We start from the raw sequence: 16,629 nt of genomic DNA, 5'->3' as shown, positions 1-16,629 counted from the left end.
TGGCTGGGGCGCTAGGATTCGAACCTAGGATGCAGGTACCAAAAACCCGTGCCTTACCGCTTGGCTACGCCCCAATATCATTTTCATATAACACAAAAAAAATAAATTTATATAGTTTTTGCAATAATACACCAATAATTTTTGAACTTTTGTTTTATTTGTCTTTTTGCAGTTTGACAGTCTTTTTTAGTTAAGAAATATCCAACTATCGTAGATCCAGATCCTGTCATTCTCACAAACTCAGGATTTGAATTACTGTATAAAAAATTTTTAATCATATTTAATTTTGGGTATTTCTTAAAAGCTATTGGTTCTAAATCATTATTATACATTTTTAATTTTTTTAAATTAAACATATTTGAATTGAATTTATCTAAATTAATTTTAGAGAATTTTCTTATTCCAGCATAAATCTTTTTTGTTGAACAACCAAAATTAGGCTTAACTAATAAAACATTAATTTTTTTATTTTTTGCAATTACAGAAATCTTTCCTTTTGAGTTCAAAACTAAGCTTGTTGAATATAGTCCCAGGATTACATCTGAGCCAATTTGTTTACAAATTTTTGATATTTTTTTGTAATTTGTCCTAATTATTTTTTTTTTAATAAAAAAATTAATCACAGAAGCAGCATTCATTGATCCTCCTCCCAATCCTGCTTCAGATGGTATATTCTTTTCTACTTCAATTTTGAACTTTTTATCTTTTAAAAGTTTTTCTTTTTCTAAAATTTTAATTAATTTTGAAATTGTATTATTTGCATTAATTTTTTTTGAAAAAGCGCCTTTAAAATTAATTTCATGATTTTCTTTTTTTATTTGTTGAATTTTTATTAAATCGTTTAAATCTAAGAATGAAACTAAGCTTTCAATACGATGTAGTAATTTGTTTTTCCCAACAACGTTTAATGCAATATTAATTTTAGCAAAAGATTTGATTTTATGTAGTTTCATCCTAAGTATCTTGGAGGCCAAAAACTAATTTTATATTTATTTTTTCAATCATTTCATTTTCTGCATCTTCAAAACCAAGAACATTATTCCAAAAATATCTTGCTTGAATTTTTCTATTAAGTTTCCATAAAATATCTCCATAATGATCATTAACAATTGGATCATTAGGCATTAATTGCACTGCTCTTTTTAAAAATTTTTCTGCTTTTATGAAATCATTAGTTAAGTAATAAGCCCATCCAATAGAATCTATGATGTAGGGATCATTATTTTTAGCAGCATAAGCTTTTTCCAACATTTGCATAGCTTCATCAATTTTATAATCTCTCTCTAACCATGAATAAGCTAGATAATTTAAAACGTATGCATCATTAGGATCTATTTGAAGTGATGCAAGTAGATCTTTATCTGAATTTTCATAATCTTTGACTCTCTCATAACTTCCTCCCCTTCTATATAAGATCTCCGCTGCTGTCGCAGATTTAACGTCTATAGATGATAGAACTTGTGAGTAAAAAGGTATCGCCTCTTTATACTTTTCAGCTCTCTTATGAAAGTTAGCTACATCATAAATTATTTTTAAATTAGGATTTTCAATTTTTGCATATTCGTTCATCAGATAATTTAAACCTTTTTCGCTATCATCAGTTTGTTTAGAAATTATTTGAGATTCTTTTTTAATCCTAAACCAGTAGTAAAAATTAGTATTTTCATCAAATACTTTTAAGCTTTCTTTGGCTTTGTCGTAATTTTGATTAAGATAGTAATTATCGGCTATCAACGCATTATTAAATATAAATTTAGGATTTAGATAATTTGCTATATTCAAATAAAAATTAGACTCTACAAATCTATCTTGTGAAGAATATAGGTTCGAAATTAAAAATAAAAACTCACTTATTAGATCATTATGATTTTTGCATGAAAAAACTTTTTTAAAATTTGAAAAATTATTTTGATCTATCCAAGCTTTTCCTTGAGATAATAAAATCGTACTTCCTAAAAAATTAATATCTTTTGTAATTTCTTTTGCTTTTTGCAATTCATTATTCTCGATAAGATATGTAAGGTAAAAATATATGTATCTCGAATAGTCAATTTGATTGTTTTTATCTGTTAATTTTAAAAAATAATCTTCTGTATTTATATCATTCAAATAACATCTTTGAAAAGTGTTGGTTATTAAAGTTAAATTTCCAAAGTTTTGTTTTTTTGCTGATATTCTTTTTTCTTTAAATACATAAACATACTGTTTTAAAGTTTCATAAATTATTAAATTAAATCTTTTTTGCTCTATTAAAAAAGATAATTTTACCAAATATTTTTCTGCTAAGTCAAAATTGCTTTTTCTAATACTGTCAATAATGAGCAAAACATATCCCTCGAAAAAGTCAGTATTTTGTTTTCTAATATTTTGTTTAATCAAATTTGTAGCGGCAGACACTTTTCCCTCTAGTACTAAAGAAAAAAAATATCTTTTCAGATAAGGATCATGTTTATTTAATAAAATTTTTGAACTTCTGAAAAATTCTAATGAATCAGAATTATTTTTATTTTCAAAAGCAATAATTCCTGAAAAATAATTTGATAAATATTTTGAATCAAATCTCTCAAAACTAGCACTTTTAGATATAACTGGTGTCTGATAAACTAAAATAGTTATAAAAAATAATTTTAAATGATTAAGAATAAGTCTGAGCATAGTTCGGTATATACTGATGAATTAATAAATACAATTGAGCAAGATTTTATATTTAGCAATAAACCTATTAATAGATTTAAAAATAACACAGAAATTGATACCAATAAAAACCTTCAAAAAAACGAACTTCTAGAAGAATTAAAAAATCAAATAAATTCAATTGAAAATTGTAATTTAAAATCCAATTCCAAAAACATTGTTTTGGGGGATGGCAATTCCAACAGTCCAATTATGCTAATTGGTGAAGCACCTACGACGATTGAAGATGATAATTGTAAAGTTTTTCAAGGAGAGGTCGGTGTATTGTTAGATAAAATGTTAAATGCGATTAATATTAAACGTAATTCAATCTACCTTTGTTATGCAATTAATTTTAGACCTCCAGAGGACAGAAAGCCTACCTCACAAGAAATTAAAAGGTACTCTATTTTCTTAAAAAAACATATTTCTATAATTGATCCCAAGTTAATAATTGTAATGGGTAGTTCTGCAATGGAAGCTTTAACTGGAACCGGAAATAAAATCTCTAAAGAAAGAGGTAATTGGAAAGAAATAATTCTTGATAATAAAACATATCCGATGATGATTAGCTTCAATCCTTCTTATCTAATAAGATTTCCAGAAAATAAAAAATACTCTTGGGAAGATTTAAAAAAAATTAGAGATAAAATTCAGGAATTAAAAATTAAATTATAATGGCTATAATTGCTGGTGTTGATGAAGTTGGCAGAGGAAGTTTAATGGGTCCTGTCTATGCAGCAGCTGTAATACTAGATAAAAAAATAGATAAAAAATTATTAAAAGATTCAAAATCTTTATCTAAAAATGACCGAGAAAAAATTGCAAAATATATTAAACAGAATTCTATTTGGAGTTTGGGAAAAGCATCAGTAAAAGAAATTGAAAAATTAAATATTTTGAACGCTTCTCTTCTTGCAATGAAAAGAGCGATTTTAAAACTTAAAAGAAAACCAAAGTTAGTTTTAATTGATGGCAATAAAACTCCCGAAATTAAAAATTATAAATTAAAATCAATCATTAAAGGAGATAAAAAAATTCCAAGTGTTGCTGCAGCATCGATAATTGCAAAAGTATCAAGAGATAAATTGATTAAAAATTTATCAAAAAAATTCAATAATTATTATTGGGAAACAAATTGTGGTTATGGCACCAAAAAACATTTAAGTGCTATAAAAAAATATGGGATAACTATTCATCATCGAAAAACTTTTGCTCCAATTTCGAAACTTAAATAGGTTTCACGTAGAAACACAATATCTTGTTGTTCTAAAAATTTAGACACAATTCAGCTAAAATTAATTCAATCCCAGGTTGACCGTAGAATCTTTTTGGAGTCTACTTTCAATTATACAAAATGAATTTTGAAGCTAAAAATAAAGTAATTAATGGGGATAGTTTAAAAGAACTAAAAAAAATTCCTGATGAAACATTTGATTTAATTTTTGCAGATCCTCCATACAATTTACAACTTAAGAATGAACTTAGCAGACCAGATAGTTCAAAAGTAAGTGCAGTCAATGATAAATGGGATCAATTTGAAAATTTTAAAAAGTACGATGAATTTACTAATCAGTGGTTAAGTGAATGCAAAAGAATTTTAAAAAAAAATGGAGCTATTTGGGTAATTGGAAGTTACCACAACATTTTTAGAGTTGGAAATGCAATTCAAAATTTGGGATTTTGGATACTAAATGATGTTATTTGGAACAAAAACAATCCAATGCCAAACTTTAGAGGTACAAGATTTACTAATGCACATGAAACTTTAATTTGGGCATCAAAGTCAGAAAAATCAAAATACACATTTAATTATCAGTCTCTTAAATGTTTAAATGATGATCTTCAAATGAGATCAAATTGGAATTTACCAATTTGTAGTGGTGCAGAAAGATTAAAGAAGAACGGTAAGAAAATTCACTCAACACAAAAACCAGAGGCTTTACTTCATAGAATATTACTAGCGACTACAAACAAAAACGATTTGGTTTTAGATCCTTTTTTAGGATCAGGCACAACAGCTGCTGTAGCTAAAAAATTAGGCAGAAATTATTATGGTATAGAAAAAGAAAAATCTTATTTTAAAGCTGTTGAACGAAGACTTAAAGACACAAAGCCAATTGAAGATGATTTCTTGGATACATTAAAAAATAACAGATCAAAACCAAGAATACCTTTTGGCTCATTAGTTGAAATGGGCATCATAAAACCAGGCACAACAATATTTGATAACAAAAAGAAAATTAATGCAAAAATTATGGCTGATGGGAGTATTAAACATCATCAAACTGAAGGCTCAATTCATAAAGTTGCAGCAACTATTTTAGGAGCTGAGAGTTGCAATGGCTGGACCTATTGGCACTGTAGCATGAACGGAAAAAATGTTCCTATAGATTATTTAAGGCAAAGATTAATTCCAAAGAATTAGTTATCATAAATTTTTCCAAGATAGTTTTCCAAAAACTTCTCATTCTTTACAAGCCTTTTCATTATTAAGTTTCTTGCAAAAACAAATAATGGATTTGATAAATGAAAAGCAAATTGATTAAATTTTGAACGTCTATTTACCATTTTTGTCTTTTCTATTCTTTTGGGAAAATATCCTTCCGTCTTATTTTTTAAAATATTTTCAAAAAGCTCATGAGAGCTCTCAATAGATTGTGAGGCACCTTGGGCAAAAGATGGAGGGAAAGCAAAAAATGCATCACCTACCGTAAAAATATTTTTGTTTTTTGGATAAAAAATTTCATCTGTAACAAAAACAGGAAAGCATTTTATATTATCTAATTTATGAACTATTTGATTAAATGTAGGCGGGACCTCAGCAATGATTTCTTTTGCAAAATCCAAAGTACTAAATTGATGATATTCTTGTAATCGTCCTTTATTTAATTTTTTTCTTAAAATACCAATAAAATTTAAATCATCGGTTTCTGAAGTTGGATAAATAACATAATGAAAATTAGCACCAAGAAATAAAGAAATATTTTTTAAATCAATATTTTCAATTTTATTTATTTTTATCGTTCCTCTTATGGCAATAGAGTTATTAAATTTCAGAGTGTTTTTTGAATTAGATATTAATGAAGTACTTTTTGAAAATATTCCATCGGCAATAATCAAATAATCAAACTTTTCAGAAAATTTATTTGAAAAGAAAAGTTCAATTTGATTTTCTTTGATAGTTATATTTGAAATATCATGTTCATAAAAAATATCTTCTTTGGAAATTTTATTAATTAAGAACTCAATAAGTGTAGATCTTTGAATTGTTGTGTATTTATCTTTTGCTGAATTAAATTTAGAAATATTCAGATCACAAATTAATTTAGGATTATCAATAGAATAGAAATCAAGATTTTTTGGAAAAAATTTTCGACTTTCATTCAATTGATCAAAACCAATATGGTTCAATAATTTAATGCTATTATTAGATAATTGAATTCCATAACCATCTTTTAAATTTATCTTTTGATTTTTTTCAAATATGGAAACCTTAAAATCAACATTATGTTTAAAAATATTGGCAAGGTATAATCCAGAAATACCAGCTCCAATAATCGCAACTTTTATCATCTTGTTTTTAATTCTTTAAATATTCTTTTTGTAAATGATGGGAGAACAATTTCATTAATTTTTTTCGGATCTATCCAATAATATTCAGAGTAATTTTTCTCTTTTTGAATTTTTTTAATTTGAAGCTCCATATCCATATTAGATAATTTTATATTCAAATGTTTTTTAAATTTATTAGTATGATTTACTTCTTTCATAGGAAAAATCTTTAAATTTTTTAAAAAATTAAACTGATTATTTTTTATTAAAAAATATTTATTCTTTTTTTTCAAAACATTAACAATAAATAATTTTTTTTTATTCTTTTTTAAAACTTTCTTTAAAACAAAATCTCCTTTTTTGAATGCTTTACACTTCTTATTTATTGGACACATCTTACAATTAGGATTTATAGGTTTACAGATTGTTGCGCCTAATTCCATTAAAGCTTGAGCATAATCACTAGAACGTTTTGTTGACCCAAATATTGATTTGGCTTTATTTAAATATTCTTTAGTAATTTGCTCTTTCTTTTTTAATAGAAGATATCTTTTAAGAACTCGCTCAATATTTCCATCTAAGGGAATAAAAGATTTATTAAAACCAATAGATAAAATTGCACTAGCTGTATAATGACCAATGCCAGGCAAAGAAAGAAGGTCATCGAAATTATCTGGAATTTTTTTATGAAATTTTTTTACAATAATTTGAGAAGTTTTTTTTAAATTCCTGGCTCTTGAGTAATAACCCAACCCTTCCCATAATTTGATTAATTTTGAATTATCTACTTTTGCTAATTTTTCAATCGTTGGTAATAATTTAACAAATCTATTGAAGTAAGGTATTACAGTTGCAACCTGGGTTTGTTGCAACATAAATTCACTTATAAGTGTGTAATATTCTTTTTTTGTTTGTGAACATTTTTTTCGCCATGGTAAATCTCTTTTATTATAATCATACCATTTAAGAATTTTTTTTGATATCATTGTATCTATCATATGCAATCCAATAAAAACTTTAAGCAGAGAAGCTCTACCATTCAAGGTTTAAGATCTTTTAGAGACACTTTGCCAAAAAAAATAAAAAAAATTATTGATAAAAAAGGTCATATTTATTCTGAAACATTAAATAATTGGAAGTATATAGTTGGAGATGAACTATTTAATTTTTGTTATCCAAAATCATTTAAAAACTCAAATCGTTTTGGAGTTAGTACTTTGATTATAATGGTTAAAAGAGGTCATGAAGTTGATCTTGAATATTCCAAACAAGAAATAATAGATAAAATGAATAATTTTTTTGGCTATTCTGTTGTAGAAAAGCTTAAATTTACAAGTTTTGATAATCAAAATGACAAATTAGAAACAAAATTGAAACCTAATTATGTGACAAATAATAAATTTAATGAAAAAATTAAAGATGTTAAAAATGAAAAATTAAAACAATCTTTAGCTGAACTAACAAAAGTATTTAAACAAAAATGAAAAAATATATCCAAACTCTCTTATTTATTGTAACGATATTATTTTCTGGAAATGTATTAGCCAATGAAATTAATAGAATTAAGGTTGGTAATGAAGATGCTAAAATTACTATCATTGCCTATGAGTCGCTTACTTGTAGTCATTGTGCAAACTTTCATAAAAATGTTTATCCTCAGCTTAAAAAAGATTTTATTGATACTGGTTTAGCTAAAATTGAGTTCAGACATTATCCATTAGACATAATAGCATTTAATGCATCAAAAATTGCTCAGTGTAAAAATGATGGAGACTCCAAAGTTCTAGAAATACTTTTTGATAAGCAACAAAAATGGGTCAAAGGTAATAATGCCAGTGAAGCAAACGATAATCTAAAAAAATTCATTGAAGAACAAGGTATCGATATAGATTTCAAAAAATGCATAACTGATAAAAAAATTGAAGACTTTGTACTAAATGATCGAATCGAGGGAGCTAAACAATTTAAAGTAAATGCTACCCCTACGATTATTATAAACAATGAAAAGTTTGAAAAATCCCTCAATTATAAAAATTTAAAAAAATCATTAGAAAAAATGATATAAAATAACTCATGGAGTTTAAAAAAATCCAATTAAATGGATTTAAATCATTTGCAGACAAAACAAACTTTTTAATTGAAGAAGGTTTGACTGGGATTGTTGGTCCTAATGGTTGTGGAAAATCAAACATTGTTGAGTCGTTAAGATGGGTTATGGGAGAAACCTCAGCAAAAAGTATGAGGGGGTCTGGAATGGAGGATGTGATATTTTCAGGTACATCAAATAAACCTTCAAAAAATATTGCGGAAGTTTCTATAACCGTTAACAACGAAAAAAATGAAGGGCCTATTCAGTACAGAGAACTAAATGAAATTCATGTCAGAAGAAAAATAGAAAAAGATAAAGGATCCAAATTTTATATAAACGATAAAGAAGTTAGAGCTCGAGATGCACAAATGTTTTTTGCTGATCTATCAACTGGTGCTCATTCACCATCAATGATTAGCCAAGGTCGTATTGGTGCGTTAGTAACTGCAAAACCAACTGACAGAAGAGCTATTCTTGAAGAAGCAGCTGGAATTTCAGGTCTACACGTCAGAAGACATGAAGCTGAATTAAGACTAGGAGCTGCAGAAAATAATTTAAAAAGAGCAGATGAGTTAAGAAGACAACAAGAAAGACAGCTGGCGAACCTTCAAAAACAAGCAGAAGAAGCTACTAAATATAAAATGATATCAGATGAAATTAAAAAAATTGAAGCTGGTTTATATTATTTGAAATTAATCGATATTGATAAAGAAATTAGAGTTGAAAATGAAATAAATAGTGAAGCTGAAACAGAAGTTGAAGGTTTTAACAAAAAAATTTCAGAAATTGAAAATCAAATAAAGTTAGAAACTGACAAAGTAAATCCTTTAAGAGAAAGAAATATTGAAAACTTGTCAAAAATACAAAGGCTAAATTTAGAACTTCAAAGTCTAGATGAGGAAAATTTAAGAATTCAAGAAGAAATTGGCTCTATTAAAAAATCTCTGCAAATTATTGATGAAGATATTATTAGAGAAAAAGGGATTGTTATAGATGCAAACTCAAATGAAAAACGATTAAAAGAAGAAAAAAATGAGTTAATTGAAGTAGATTCAAAATACTTTGAAACAGAAAAATTATCTAATGAAGAATTAGAAAAAGCAAAATCTGATTTAGACGAAGAACAAAAGCTTGCTAATGAAATTATCAAAACCTTTGCTGATGGAAATATTAATATCAATGTGAGCCAAGTAAAAAGTGTTGAAGAGAATATTGATAAAATAAAATCGTTAATAAATGAAAATGAATTAAATCAAGCTCTAACATTATTAGATAGATGTAAAATTGAATTAAATGAATTTTTAAAGAATTTAGGAGATGAAGAAAGTAAAAAAAGATTATCAGTTCTAAATGAAAAAAATGATAAAATTAAATCATTACAAAATAAATACACTGATAGCTTTAGTAAAAACCAGTCGATTAAAAAAGAGTCTTTAAAAAGAAATGAAAGAATTAAAACTATTGAAACTGAAATTGAAAGTTGGATTAATTTATTATCAAACTCAAATAAAATGATAAATGAACTAACTGAGAGAAAAAGTAAACTCTCTAATCAACTTAATGAATTAGATAACCAACCAGAAATTCAAGCTGAAAAAAAAGGTCAAATTAATGAAAGTTTAAGAATTTCGGAAAAAGAAAAGCAAGATAATGAAAAGATAATTAATGAAACTGATGAGAAAATTGAAAATTTAAGAAATGAACTAAATAAGATTCAAGAAGAATCAATTCAAATAAGAGAAAGAAAAGCAAGCTCAGGAGCTACAATAGAAGGCTTGAAGAAAAGAAAAAACGATCTTTTGGATAGAGTGCAATCAGAATTAAATTTATTAGAAAATAATATTTTAGAAAATTCTAATTTATTCGGTGCCGAAGATCTTCCTGATCCTGTAGTGCAAGAAGACCTATTAGATAAAAAAAAACAAGAAAGAGAAAAATTTGGTTCTGTAAATTTAAAAGCAGATGAAGAAACAAGTAAATATGAAGCAGAGATAAAAAAAATGGAACAAGATAGAGCTGATCTTGTAACTGCTATTGTAAAATTAAAAGAAAGTATCAACGAACTCAATCAAAAAGGAAGAGAAAGATTGTTAGAAGCTTTTGAAAAAGTGAATAGAAAATTCAATGAAGTTTATACAAAACTATTTAATGGTGGTAATGCAAAACTAGAATTGGTTGACTCTGATGATCCTTTAGAAGCAGGATTAGAAATGCTTGTTAGTCCTCCAGGTAAAAGGCTTCAATCAATTACACTTTTATCTGGTGGTGAACAAGCCCTTACGGCTTTATCACTTATTTTCGCAGTGTTTTTAACCAACCCTTCACCGATTTGTGTATTGGATGAAGTTGATGCACCTTTGGATGATGCAAACGTAACAAGATTTTGTAATTTGTTAGAAGAACTAATTAATATAACAAATACAAAGTTCATAATTGTAACCCATCATGCTTTAACCATGTCTAAAATGAATAGACTATACGGAGTTACAATGCCAGAAAAAGGTATAAGCCAACTGGTAGCTGTAGATCTTCAAAAAGCTGAAAGTATGGTCGCTTAATATAAATGGCAGAGGACCCTCTTAAAACTCGCCTTGAAATTGCAAAATCTAAAATTTTAAGAAAAGAAAAAGCCGAAAAAGAAGGAAAAACATCCCCTATTGGTACTGCTTTTAAGCTCAGTACAGAATTGGTATCTGCTGTTGCTGTTGGGACAATTATTGGGTTTATTTTAGACAAGACCTTTGGTACTAAGCCCTGGTTAATAATAATATTTTTTTTTGTGGGTGTCATTGCAGGCATAACTAATGTAATAAGATCCGCAAAAAACATGCAAAAATAAGTTTTATACTATGGCAGCAAATCCAATGTCTCAATTCGAGGTTTATAGAATTGGCCCCGAAATAAAAATAGGAAGTTTTGATATTTCATTTACTAACGCAAGTTTATTTATGATTGTTAGTACATTAGCAATTTTAATAGTATTCAATCTTGGTTCAAAAAAAAATTCATTAATACCTAATAAAATTCAACTACTTGCGGAGCTAAGTTATACTTTTGTCTCAAAAATGATAAGTGATACCGCAGGTTCGAAAGGAAAACCATATTTTGCATTTATATTTTCACTATTCATGTTTGTCTTGTTCTGCAACATGTTTGGAATGATTCCTTACACATTTACAGTTACTAGTCACATAATAGTAACTTTTTTATTAGCTGCATTTATTTTTATAGGAGTAACAGTTATAGGATTTATTAAACACGGTTTTGGTTACCTAAAATTATTTGTGCCAAGTGGAGTTCCAGCAGTGCTGTTGCCTTTAATAGTTGTGATTGAAGTAATATCATATCTAAGTAGACCAATAAGTTTATCAGTAAGATTATTTGCAAATATGATGGCTGGTCACACTATGATGAAAGTTTTCGGTGGCTTTGTTATAAGTCTCGGAGTAGTTGGTGGATGGCTTCCACTGAGTTTTTCGATTGCATTAACAGGTTTGGAGATCTTAGTTGCTTTTCTTCAAGCATATGTTTTTGCAATCTTAACCTGCATCTATTTAAATGATGCATTAAATTTACACCATTAAAAACAAGGAGGATATAATGGAATTAGAAGCAGCAAAAATGATCGGAGCAGGACTTGCAGCGATAGCTTTAGCAGGTGCTGGTGTTGGTATCGGTATAATTTTTGGAAACTATTTATCAGGTGCGATGAGAAATCCATCTGCTGCACAAAAGCAATTTCCTAATCTACTTTTAGGTTTCGCTTTAGCTGAAGCAACAGGATTATTTGGATTAGTAGTTGCGTTAATCATTTTATTTGCGTTTTAAATTTAATGGTGAAAAAAATATTTCTTCATTTAATATTTTTAAGCTTCCTATCTTTGGAAGCTTACGCGGCTGAGAGTGGAGGTATGCCTCAACTAAATCCAGAGTTTTGGGTTTCTCAAATTTTTTGGTTAATACTTACTTTTGGTACATTATTAATTGTACTTTCAAAATTAATATTACCTAAAATAAGTGCAAATCTTGAAACTAGAAAATCTCAAATTTTGGAAAATATTGAAGCGGCTGATAAGCAAAGAAAAGATAGTGAACTCAAGATAAAAGAGTTCGAAGAATTAATATCAAAAAGCAAAATAGAGGCTAAAAATATTTTAGCTCAAGCAAGAGAAAAAGTGCAAAAAGATATTAATCTTAAAAGAGACACTTTAGACAAACAGCTAGATGAAGAAATAAAAAAAGCAGAAGATGAGATAACTGCTTTAAGAAAGAGCGCTCCTGAAAAAATAAATAAAATAGCTATAGAAACATCAACCGAGCTTGTTAAGAAGCTAATAGGTGCAGATGTAAATGCTAGTAGTATTTCTGCAATAGTTGACGACTTGTCAAAGAGAAATGGAGAGAAATATTATGGCAATTGATGCAACATTTTGGGTAGCAGTATCATTTGTAATATTTTTTGCTGGTCTCTTTTATCTAAAAGTGCCGCAGAAAGTTAATGAAGCACTAAACAAACTTATATCAGAAATTAAGAATGAAATTGACGAGAGTGAAAAACTAAGATCTGAAGCAAAAGTACTTTTGGATAATGCGCAAAAAAAACTTGATACATCTCAAACTGTAAGTAATGAAATAATCGATCAAGCAAAAAAAGAAAGTGACAAACTAATAATTGATTTAAATGAAAAATTTCATAAATCTTCTGAAATTAAAAAGAATTTAGCTGAAAACAAAATAGATCAAATGAAAAAGGCAGCATTAAAAGAAATAAGAGATGCATCAGTAAAAATTGCTGTGGATTCTGTGAAAAAAATTATCACAACATCGGTTGATTCATCAAAGTTAGATACTTTGTTCCAAAAAAACCTGGATGAAACTAAAGAAGAATTAAAAAAGATTAATTCTTAATCGTAAATCACTTACAATTTAATAAAAAAACTATAGATTACTGTTATGAATTCTGTGGTAATAGGTTCCGGATTTGGTGGCATAGCAACTGCCCTAAGACTAAAAGCCAAAAAACATAATGTTATTTTAATCGAAAAACACGAGGATCTTGGTGGAAGAGCTAGAGTATTCAAAAAAAACGGCTTTACATATGATGCTGGGCCTACTGTAATTACTGCACCCTATTTGATCAATGAATTATTTGAAATTTTTAATAAAAAACCTGAAGACTATATAAAAATTACTCCTCTAAACACGTGGTATCAATTCATTTTTGAAGACAATACAAAGTTTAACTATTCTGGAAATGAAAATGATATGAAAAATCAAATCCAAAAACTGAACCCCAAGGATGTGGATGGTTATGAAAAACTAGTTAATTTTACAAAAAAAATTTTCAATAAAGGTTTCCTTGAATTAGCAGATGTTCCTTTTGAAAAACCTATTTTTATGATGAAACAGCTTCCAGCTTTATTAAGTCTCAAAAGTTATAAATCAGTTTACTCTTTAGTTTCATCCTATATTAAAAATGAAAAATTGAGAAGAATGTTAAGCATGCATCCTCTTTTGGTGGGTGGTAACCCTTTTACAACAACTTCAATTTATGGATTGATTCTCTACTTAGAAAAAAAATGGGGTATTCATTATTCTATGGGGGGAACAGGCAATATAATTAAAGGCTTCGAAAGATTAATGAATGAAGTTGGAATAAAAATAATAAAAGGTCATGAAGTTAAACAAATAAAATCTGAAGGAAAAAATATTCAAGGAGTAATTTTAGATGATGGTACAAATATTGAGTGTCAAAATGTGATCTGTAATGCAGATCCACCTGCTGTTTATGAAAAACTTCTTAATAAAAAAAATTTCACAAGTTTTTTTAAATGGAAAAAAAATAGAATGGAATATTCTATGGGATTGTTTGTTTATTATTTTGGAACTAAAAAAAAGTATGAAAATGTAGAGCATCATACGATAAAATTTGGAGATAAATACAAAGAACACCTTGATGATATATTTAATCGAAAAAAACTTAATAACGATATAAGCTATTATTTACATAGACCGACAGCTACAGATAGCTCTATGGCTCCTGATGGACATGATTGCTTTTATGTATTAGTTCCAGTTCCAAACAATCAATCAAATATTAATTGGGATATTGAAGGTGAAAAAATGAAAAATCTAGTTGTAGAGAAAATGGAAAAACAATTAATGCCTAATTTAAAAGAAAACATTGTAGAAGATTTTTATCTAACACCTGATTATTTTGAAAAAGAACTGAATACAAAATATGGATCTGGGTTTTCAATTCAACCAAAATTTACTCAATCAGCTTATTTTAGATTTCATAATAAGTCAGAAATTTTTAATGGATTATATTTTGTGGGCGCAGGTACACACCCAGGTGCAGGTGTGCCGGGTGTATTATCTTCTGCAAGAGTCCTTGATAAAGTTTTATAATGAGTAAGAATTATTTGTCTATTTATGCCAAATCATTTAATTGGGCTGGTTTTTTTTTACCAAAAGAAACGTATGCAAATTGTTCTAAATTATATGATTTTTGCAGAACAACTGACAATATCGCTGATGAACAAAATTCTTTAGAATTCAAAAAGAAAACCTTCAATGATTTCAAAGAAGCTTTTAATAAAAAAGATCAAAATAATTATATTATCAAAAATACATGGGAATTAATTGATAAATTTAATATTTCTAAAAAAATAATAGATGACCTTTTCGATGGGATTTACTCAGACATTAAAGAGAAAGTAAAATTAAATTCAAAAAAAGAATTATTAATTTATTCGTATAGAGTTGCAGGAACTGTTGGGCTTATGATGGCAAAAATTCTTAAAGTAAAAGATAAAGAGTCTCTAAGATCAGCAATTGATCTTGGAATAGCTATGCAACTGACAAATATATCGAGAGATGTGATTGAGGATGAAAATAACAATAGAAGCTATATTGATGCTGACTTGGATACAATTAAATCAACAATTTTATTTGCAGATAAATTTTATGAAAACTCATTCTATGCCATGAAAAAAATTCCTTTATCACTCAGATTTTCAATAATAGTTGCAAGACGAATTTATCGTAAAATAGGTCTGAAAATAGCTAAAATTAAAACATTTGAAGATTATAAAAATTCAGGAAAAATTTATGTAAATAACTTTGAAAAAATACAAGAAACACTTTTATCAATTTTTGATCTAATGAAACTAGCTGTTTCAAGTAACAATACAACAATTAATCATAACCATGAATTAATTGAAGAAGAAATTAAAATTAATGAAAGAATTTGATTACATAATTAAAGGTGCAGGATGTGCAGGTCTATCTTTGGCCTATGAATTTAATAAATATAAAAAACTTGAAAATAAAACATTAGCAATAATCGAGCCAAGAGAAGGTTATGAAAGAGACAAAACATGGTCGTTTTGGAAAACTATTGATCATAATTTTAATGATTGTGTAATTAAAAATTGGTCTAACTTCACTATAAACACCCCTGGAAAAACACTTCATCTAAATTGCGATGAAACACCTTATCAAACAATTAATAGTGGGATTTTTTACGAAAAAATAATCTCAAATTTAAAATTAAATTCAAATATTCATTTCTTTGAAAATATTGATGGAATTAATACAGAGAAAAGTCTGATTTTTAATAGTGTCCCAAACAAAGGGGACTTCAACAATAAGTTATGGCAACATTTTTTTGGAATAGAAATTGAAACATCTAAATCTTTTTTTGATGATAAAATTTTTAATTTAATGGATTTTGATTGTGATCAACGAGATAGTGTTCACTTTTTTTACACTCTGCCTTTTGCTAAAAATAAGGCGCTAATAGAGACTACATGGCTATCAAATTTAAATAACAAAAATCTACAAGATTATGAAAATCAAGTTAAAGAATATCTTGAATTAAAATTAAAAATTAAAGATTATAAAATTACTTTCAAAGAAAAAGGTGCAATTCCATTATTTAAACAAACAAGAATAATTAATAATGAAATCAATATTGGCACTGTTGGTGGTATGACAAGATTAAGTACTGGCTATACTTTTTTAAATATTCAAGAACATTCAAAATATATTAGAGAAAATTTAGATCTGATTAAAAATAAAAAAGCATTTAACATTGGAAAAAAATATCATTTTTTAGACGAAATTTTTATTAGAGTATTAGAAAATAATCCAAATTTAATGCCAGATATATTTTATAAAATGTTCAAGGTGCAAACAAAAAAAGTAATAAATTTTCTTTCTAACAAAAGTAGTTTGTTAGAAGATTTATCTATAATAATGAAAATGCCTAAACTGATATTTATTAAAGCTTTATTCAAATAAAAACA

At 27.1% G+C, this 16,629-nt stretch carries 18 protein-coding genes and 1 tRNA gene; 14 read left to right on the top strand and 5 right to left on the bottom strand.

What is annotated here, in order from left to right; genetic code table 11:
- The 3 genes from ACTT9P_RS02280 to ACTT9P_RS02270 form a co-directional block, all read right to left on the bottom strand.
- A tRNA-Gln gene (locus tag ACTT9P_RS02280) sits at positions 1–74 on the bottom strand.
- A 33-nt stretch (positions 75–107) separates the two neighbouring features.
- Positions 108–953 carry a 4-(cytidine 5'-diphospho)-2-C-methyl-D-erythritol kinase gene (locus ACTT9P_RS02275; RefSeq protein ID WP_440909076.1) on the bottom strand — a complete coding sequence of 282 codons (846 nt, stop codon included), beginning with the start codon at positions 951–953 and terminating at the stop codon, positions 108–110.
- Position 954: 1 nt separating this feature from the next.
- Entirely contained in the window at positions 955–2,655 is a 1,701-nt protein-coding gene (locus ACTT9P_RS02270) for a tetratricopeptide repeat protein (protein ID WP_440909075.1), read from the bottom strand.
- Here ACTT9P_RS02270 and ACTT9P_RS02265 point away from each other — a divergent pair.
- The 3 genes from ACTT9P_RS02265 to ACTT9P_RS02255 all read left to right on the top strand — a co-directional run bounded on the left by ACTT9P_RS02265 (position 2,632) and on the right by ACTT9P_RS02255 (position 5,101).
- On the top strand, positions 2,632–3,351 hold the full coding sequence (locus ACTT9P_RS02265; protein ID WP_440909074.1) for a uracil-DNA glycosylase: 720 nt from the start codon (positions 2,632–2,634) through the stop codon (positions 3,349–3,351). The two genes, ACTT9P_RS02270 and ACTT9P_RS02265, sit on opposite strands and share 24 nt — an antisense overlap.
- Positions 3,351–3,911: a ribonuclease HII gene (locus tag ACTT9P_RS02260; RefSeq protein ID WP_440909073.1), complete on the top strand. Its 561-nt coding sequence runs from the start codon at positions 3,351–3,353 to the stop codon at positions 3,909–3,911. Before ACTT9P_RS02265 ends, ACTT9P_RS02260 begins: the two co-directional genes overlap by 1 nt.
- Before the next feature lie 119 nt (positions 3,912–4,030).
- Complete coding sequence (locus ACTT9P_RS02255; protein WP_440909072.1) at positions 4,031–5,101, top strand: site-specific DNA-methyltransferase; 1,071 nt, start codon at positions 4,031–4,033, stop codon at positions 5,099–5,101.
- Here the strand turns inward: ACTT9P_RS02255 and ACTT9P_RS02250 are convergent.
- Positions 5,098–6,249 carry an FAD-dependent monooxygenase gene (locus ACTT9P_RS02250; protein WP_440909071.1) on the bottom strand — a complete coding sequence of 384 codons (1,152 nt, stop codon included), beginning with the start codon at positions 6,247–6,249 and terminating at the stop codon, positions 5,098–5,100. The genes ACTT9P_RS02255 and ACTT9P_RS02250 overlap by 4 nt on opposite strands.
- Positions 6,246–7,226, bottom strand: a complete 981-nt coding sequence (locus ACTT9P_RS02245; protein WP_440909070.1) for an A/G-specific adenine glycosylase — start codon at positions 7,224–7,226, stop codon at positions 6,246–6,248. Before ACTT9P_RS02245 ends, ACTT9P_RS02250 begins: the two co-directional genes overlap by 4 nt.
- On the opposite strand from ACTT9P_RS02245, the gene ACTT9P_RS02240 reads away from it, so the two are divergent.
- Genes ACTT9P_RS02240 through ACTT9P_RS02190 form a run of 11 tightly spaced genes read left to right on the top strand, consistent with a single transcriptional unit; the run spans position 7,227 to position 16,624 of the window.
- Positions 7,227–7,712 carry a DUF721 domain-containing protein gene (locus tag ACTT9P_RS02240; protein ID WP_440909069.1) on the top strand — a complete coding sequence of 162 codons (486 nt, stop codon included), beginning with the start codon at positions 7,227–7,229 and terminating at the stop codon, positions 7,710–7,712.
- Positions 7,709–8,293 (top strand): thioredoxin domain-containing protein, encoded by a 585-nt coding sequence (locus tag ACTT9P_RS02235; protein WP_440909068.1) that lies wholly within the window; start codon positions 7,709–7,711, stop codon positions 8,291–8,293. The genes ACTT9P_RS02240 and ACTT9P_RS02235 overlap by 4 nt, the downstream gene beginning before the upstream one ends.
- Positions 8,294–8,301: 8 nt before the next feature.
- Positions 8,302–10,875 carry a chromosome segregation SMC family protein gene (locus ACTT9P_RS02230; protein ID WP_440909067.1) on the top strand — a complete coding sequence of 858 codons (2,574 nt, stop codon included), beginning with the start codon at positions 8,302–8,304 and terminating at the stop codon, positions 10,873–10,875.
- A 5-nt stretch (positions 10,876–10,880) separates the two neighbouring features.
- Positions 10,881–11,156, top strand: a complete 276-nt coding sequence (locus ACTT9P_RS02225) for an AtpZ/AtpI family protein (protein WP_440909066.1) — start codon at positions 10,881–10,883, stop codon at positions 11,154–11,156.
- Between the two features lie 10 nt (positions 11,157–11,166).
- Positions 11,167–11,901, top strand: a complete 735-nt coding sequence (locus ACTT9P_RS02220) for a F0F1 ATP synthase subunit A (protein WP_440909065.1) — start codon at positions 11,167–11,169, stop codon at positions 11,899–11,901.
- A 16-nt stretch (positions 11,902–11,917) separates the two neighbouring features.
- Complete coding sequence (locus tag ACTT9P_RS02215; protein ID WP_006997791.1) at positions 11,918–12,145, top strand: F0F1 ATP synthase subunit C; 228 nt, start codon at positions 11,918–11,920, stop codon at positions 12,143–12,145.
- A 5-nt stretch (positions 12,146–12,150) separates the two neighbouring features.
- Entirely contained in the window at positions 12,151–12,738 is a 588-nt protein-coding gene (locus tag ACTT9P_RS02210; protein WP_440909064.1) for a F0F1 ATP synthase subunit B family protein, read from the top strand.
- A complete protein-coding gene (locus ACTT9P_RS02205; protein ID WP_440909063.1) occupies positions 12,713–13,225 on the top strand; it encodes a F0F1 ATP synthase subunit B family protein in 513 nt (170 codons plus the stop codon). Before ACTT9P_RS02210 ends, ACTT9P_RS02205 begins: the two co-directional genes overlap by 26 nt.
- Positions 13,226–13,270: 45 nt before the next feature.
- On the top strand, positions 13,271–14,728 hold the full coding sequence (gene crtI, locus ACTT9P_RS02200) for a phytoene desaturase family protein (protein ID WP_440909062.1): 1,458 nt from the start codon (positions 13,271–13,273) through the stop codon (positions 14,726–14,728).
- A complete protein-coding gene (locus ACTT9P_RS02195) occupies positions 14,728–15,573 on the top strand; it encodes a phytoene/squalene synthase family protein (RefSeq protein WP_440909061.1) in 846 nt (281 codons plus the stop codon). Before crtI ends, ACTT9P_RS02195 begins: the two co-directional genes overlap by 1 nt.
- Positions 15,560–16,624, top strand: a complete 1,065-nt coding sequence (locus ACTT9P_RS02190) for a lycopene cyclase family protein (protein ID WP_440909060.1) — start codon at positions 15,560–15,562, stop codon at positions 16,622–16,624. The genes ACTT9P_RS02195 and ACTT9P_RS02190 overlap by 14 nt, the downstream gene beginning before the upstream one ends.
- The last annotated feature ends 5 nt before the right edge of the window (positions 16,625–16,629 follow it).

The organism is Candidatus Pelagibacter sp. (assembly GCF_052048095.1).
Taxonomy (GTDB): Bacteria; Pseudomonadota; Alphaproteobacteria; order Pelagibacterales; family Pelagibacteraceae; genus Pelagibacter.
Note: the sequence above shows the minus strand (reverse complement) of the source record. Positions and strands in the feature narration are given on the sequence as shown.

Excerpts from the sequence above, each read along its gene's own strand:
- ACTT9P_RS02245 (WP_440909070.1), bottom strand. The coding sequence starts at position 7,226 with ATGATAGATACAATGATATCAAAAAAAATTCTTAAATGGTATGATTAT.
- ACTT9P_RS02275 (WP_440909076.1), bottom strand. The coding sequence starts at position 953 with ATGAAACTACATAAAATCAAATCTTTTGCTAAAATTAATATTGCATTA.
- ACTT9P_RS02225 (WP_440909066.1), top strand. The coding sequence starts at position 10,881 with ATGGCAGAGGACCCTCTTAAAACTCGCCTTGAAATTGCAAAATCTAAA.
- ACTT9P_RS02240 (WP_440909069.1), top strand. The coding sequence starts at position 7,227 with ATGCAATCCAATAAAAACTTTAAGCAGAGAAGCTCTACCATTCAAGGT.
- ACTT9P_RS02220 (WP_440909065.1), top strand. The coding sequence starts at position 11,167 with ATGGCAGCAAATCCAATGTCTCAATTCGAGGTTTATAGAATTGGCCCC.
- ACTT9P_RS02215 (WP_006997791.1), top strand. The coding sequence starts at position 11,918 with ATGGAATTAGAAGCAGCAAAAATGATCGGAGCAGGACTTGCAGCGATA.
- ACTT9P_RS02270 (WP_440909075.1), bottom strand. The coding sequence starts at position 2,655 with ATGCTCAGACTTATTCTTAATCATTTAAAATTATTTTTTATAACTATT.
- ACTT9P_RS02265 (WP_440909074.1), top strand. The coding sequence starts at position 2,632 with ATGATTAAGAATAAGTCTGAGCATAGTTCGGTATATACTGATGAATTA.
- crtI (WP_440909062.1), top strand. The coding sequence starts at position 13,271 with ATGAATTCTGTGGTAATAGGTTCCGGATTTGGTGGCATAGCAACTGCC.
- ACTT9P_RS02190 (WP_440909060.1), top strand. The coding sequence starts at position 15,560 with ATGAAAGAATTTGATTACATAATTAAAGGTGCAGGATGTGCAGGTCTA.
- ACTT9P_RS02250 (WP_440909071.1), bottom strand. The coding sequence starts at position 6,249 with ATGATAAAAGTTGCGATTATTGGAGCTGGTATTTCTGGATTATACCTT.
- ACTT9P_RS02205 (WP_440909063.1), top strand. The coding sequence starts at position 12,713 with ATGGAGAGAAATATTATGGCAATTGATGCAACATTTTGGGTAGCAGTA.
- ACTT9P_RS02230 (WP_440909067.1), top strand. The coding sequence starts at position 8,302 with ATGGAGTTTAAAAAAATCCAATTAAATGGATTTAAATCATTTGCAGAC.
- ACTT9P_RS02210 (WP_440909064.1), top strand. The coding sequence starts at position 12,151 with ATGGTGAAAAAAATATTTCTTCATTTAATATTTTTAAGCTTCCTATCT.
- ACTT9P_RS02255 (WP_440909072.1), top strand. The coding sequence starts at position 4,031 with ATGAATTTTGAAGCTAAAAATAAAGTAATTAATGGGGATAGTTTAAAA.
- ACTT9P_RS02260 (WP_440909073.1), top strand. The coding sequence starts at position 3,351 with ATGGCTATAATTGCTGGTGTTGATGAAGTTGGCAGAGGAAGTTTAATG.
- ACTT9P_RS02195 (WP_440909061.1), top strand. The coding sequence starts at position 14,728 with ATGAGTAAGAATTATTTGTCTATTTATGCCAAATCATTTAATTGGGCT.
- ACTT9P_RS02235 (WP_440909068.1), top strand. The coding sequence starts at position 7,709 with ATGAAAAAATATATCCAAACTCTCTTATTTATTGTAACGATATTATTT.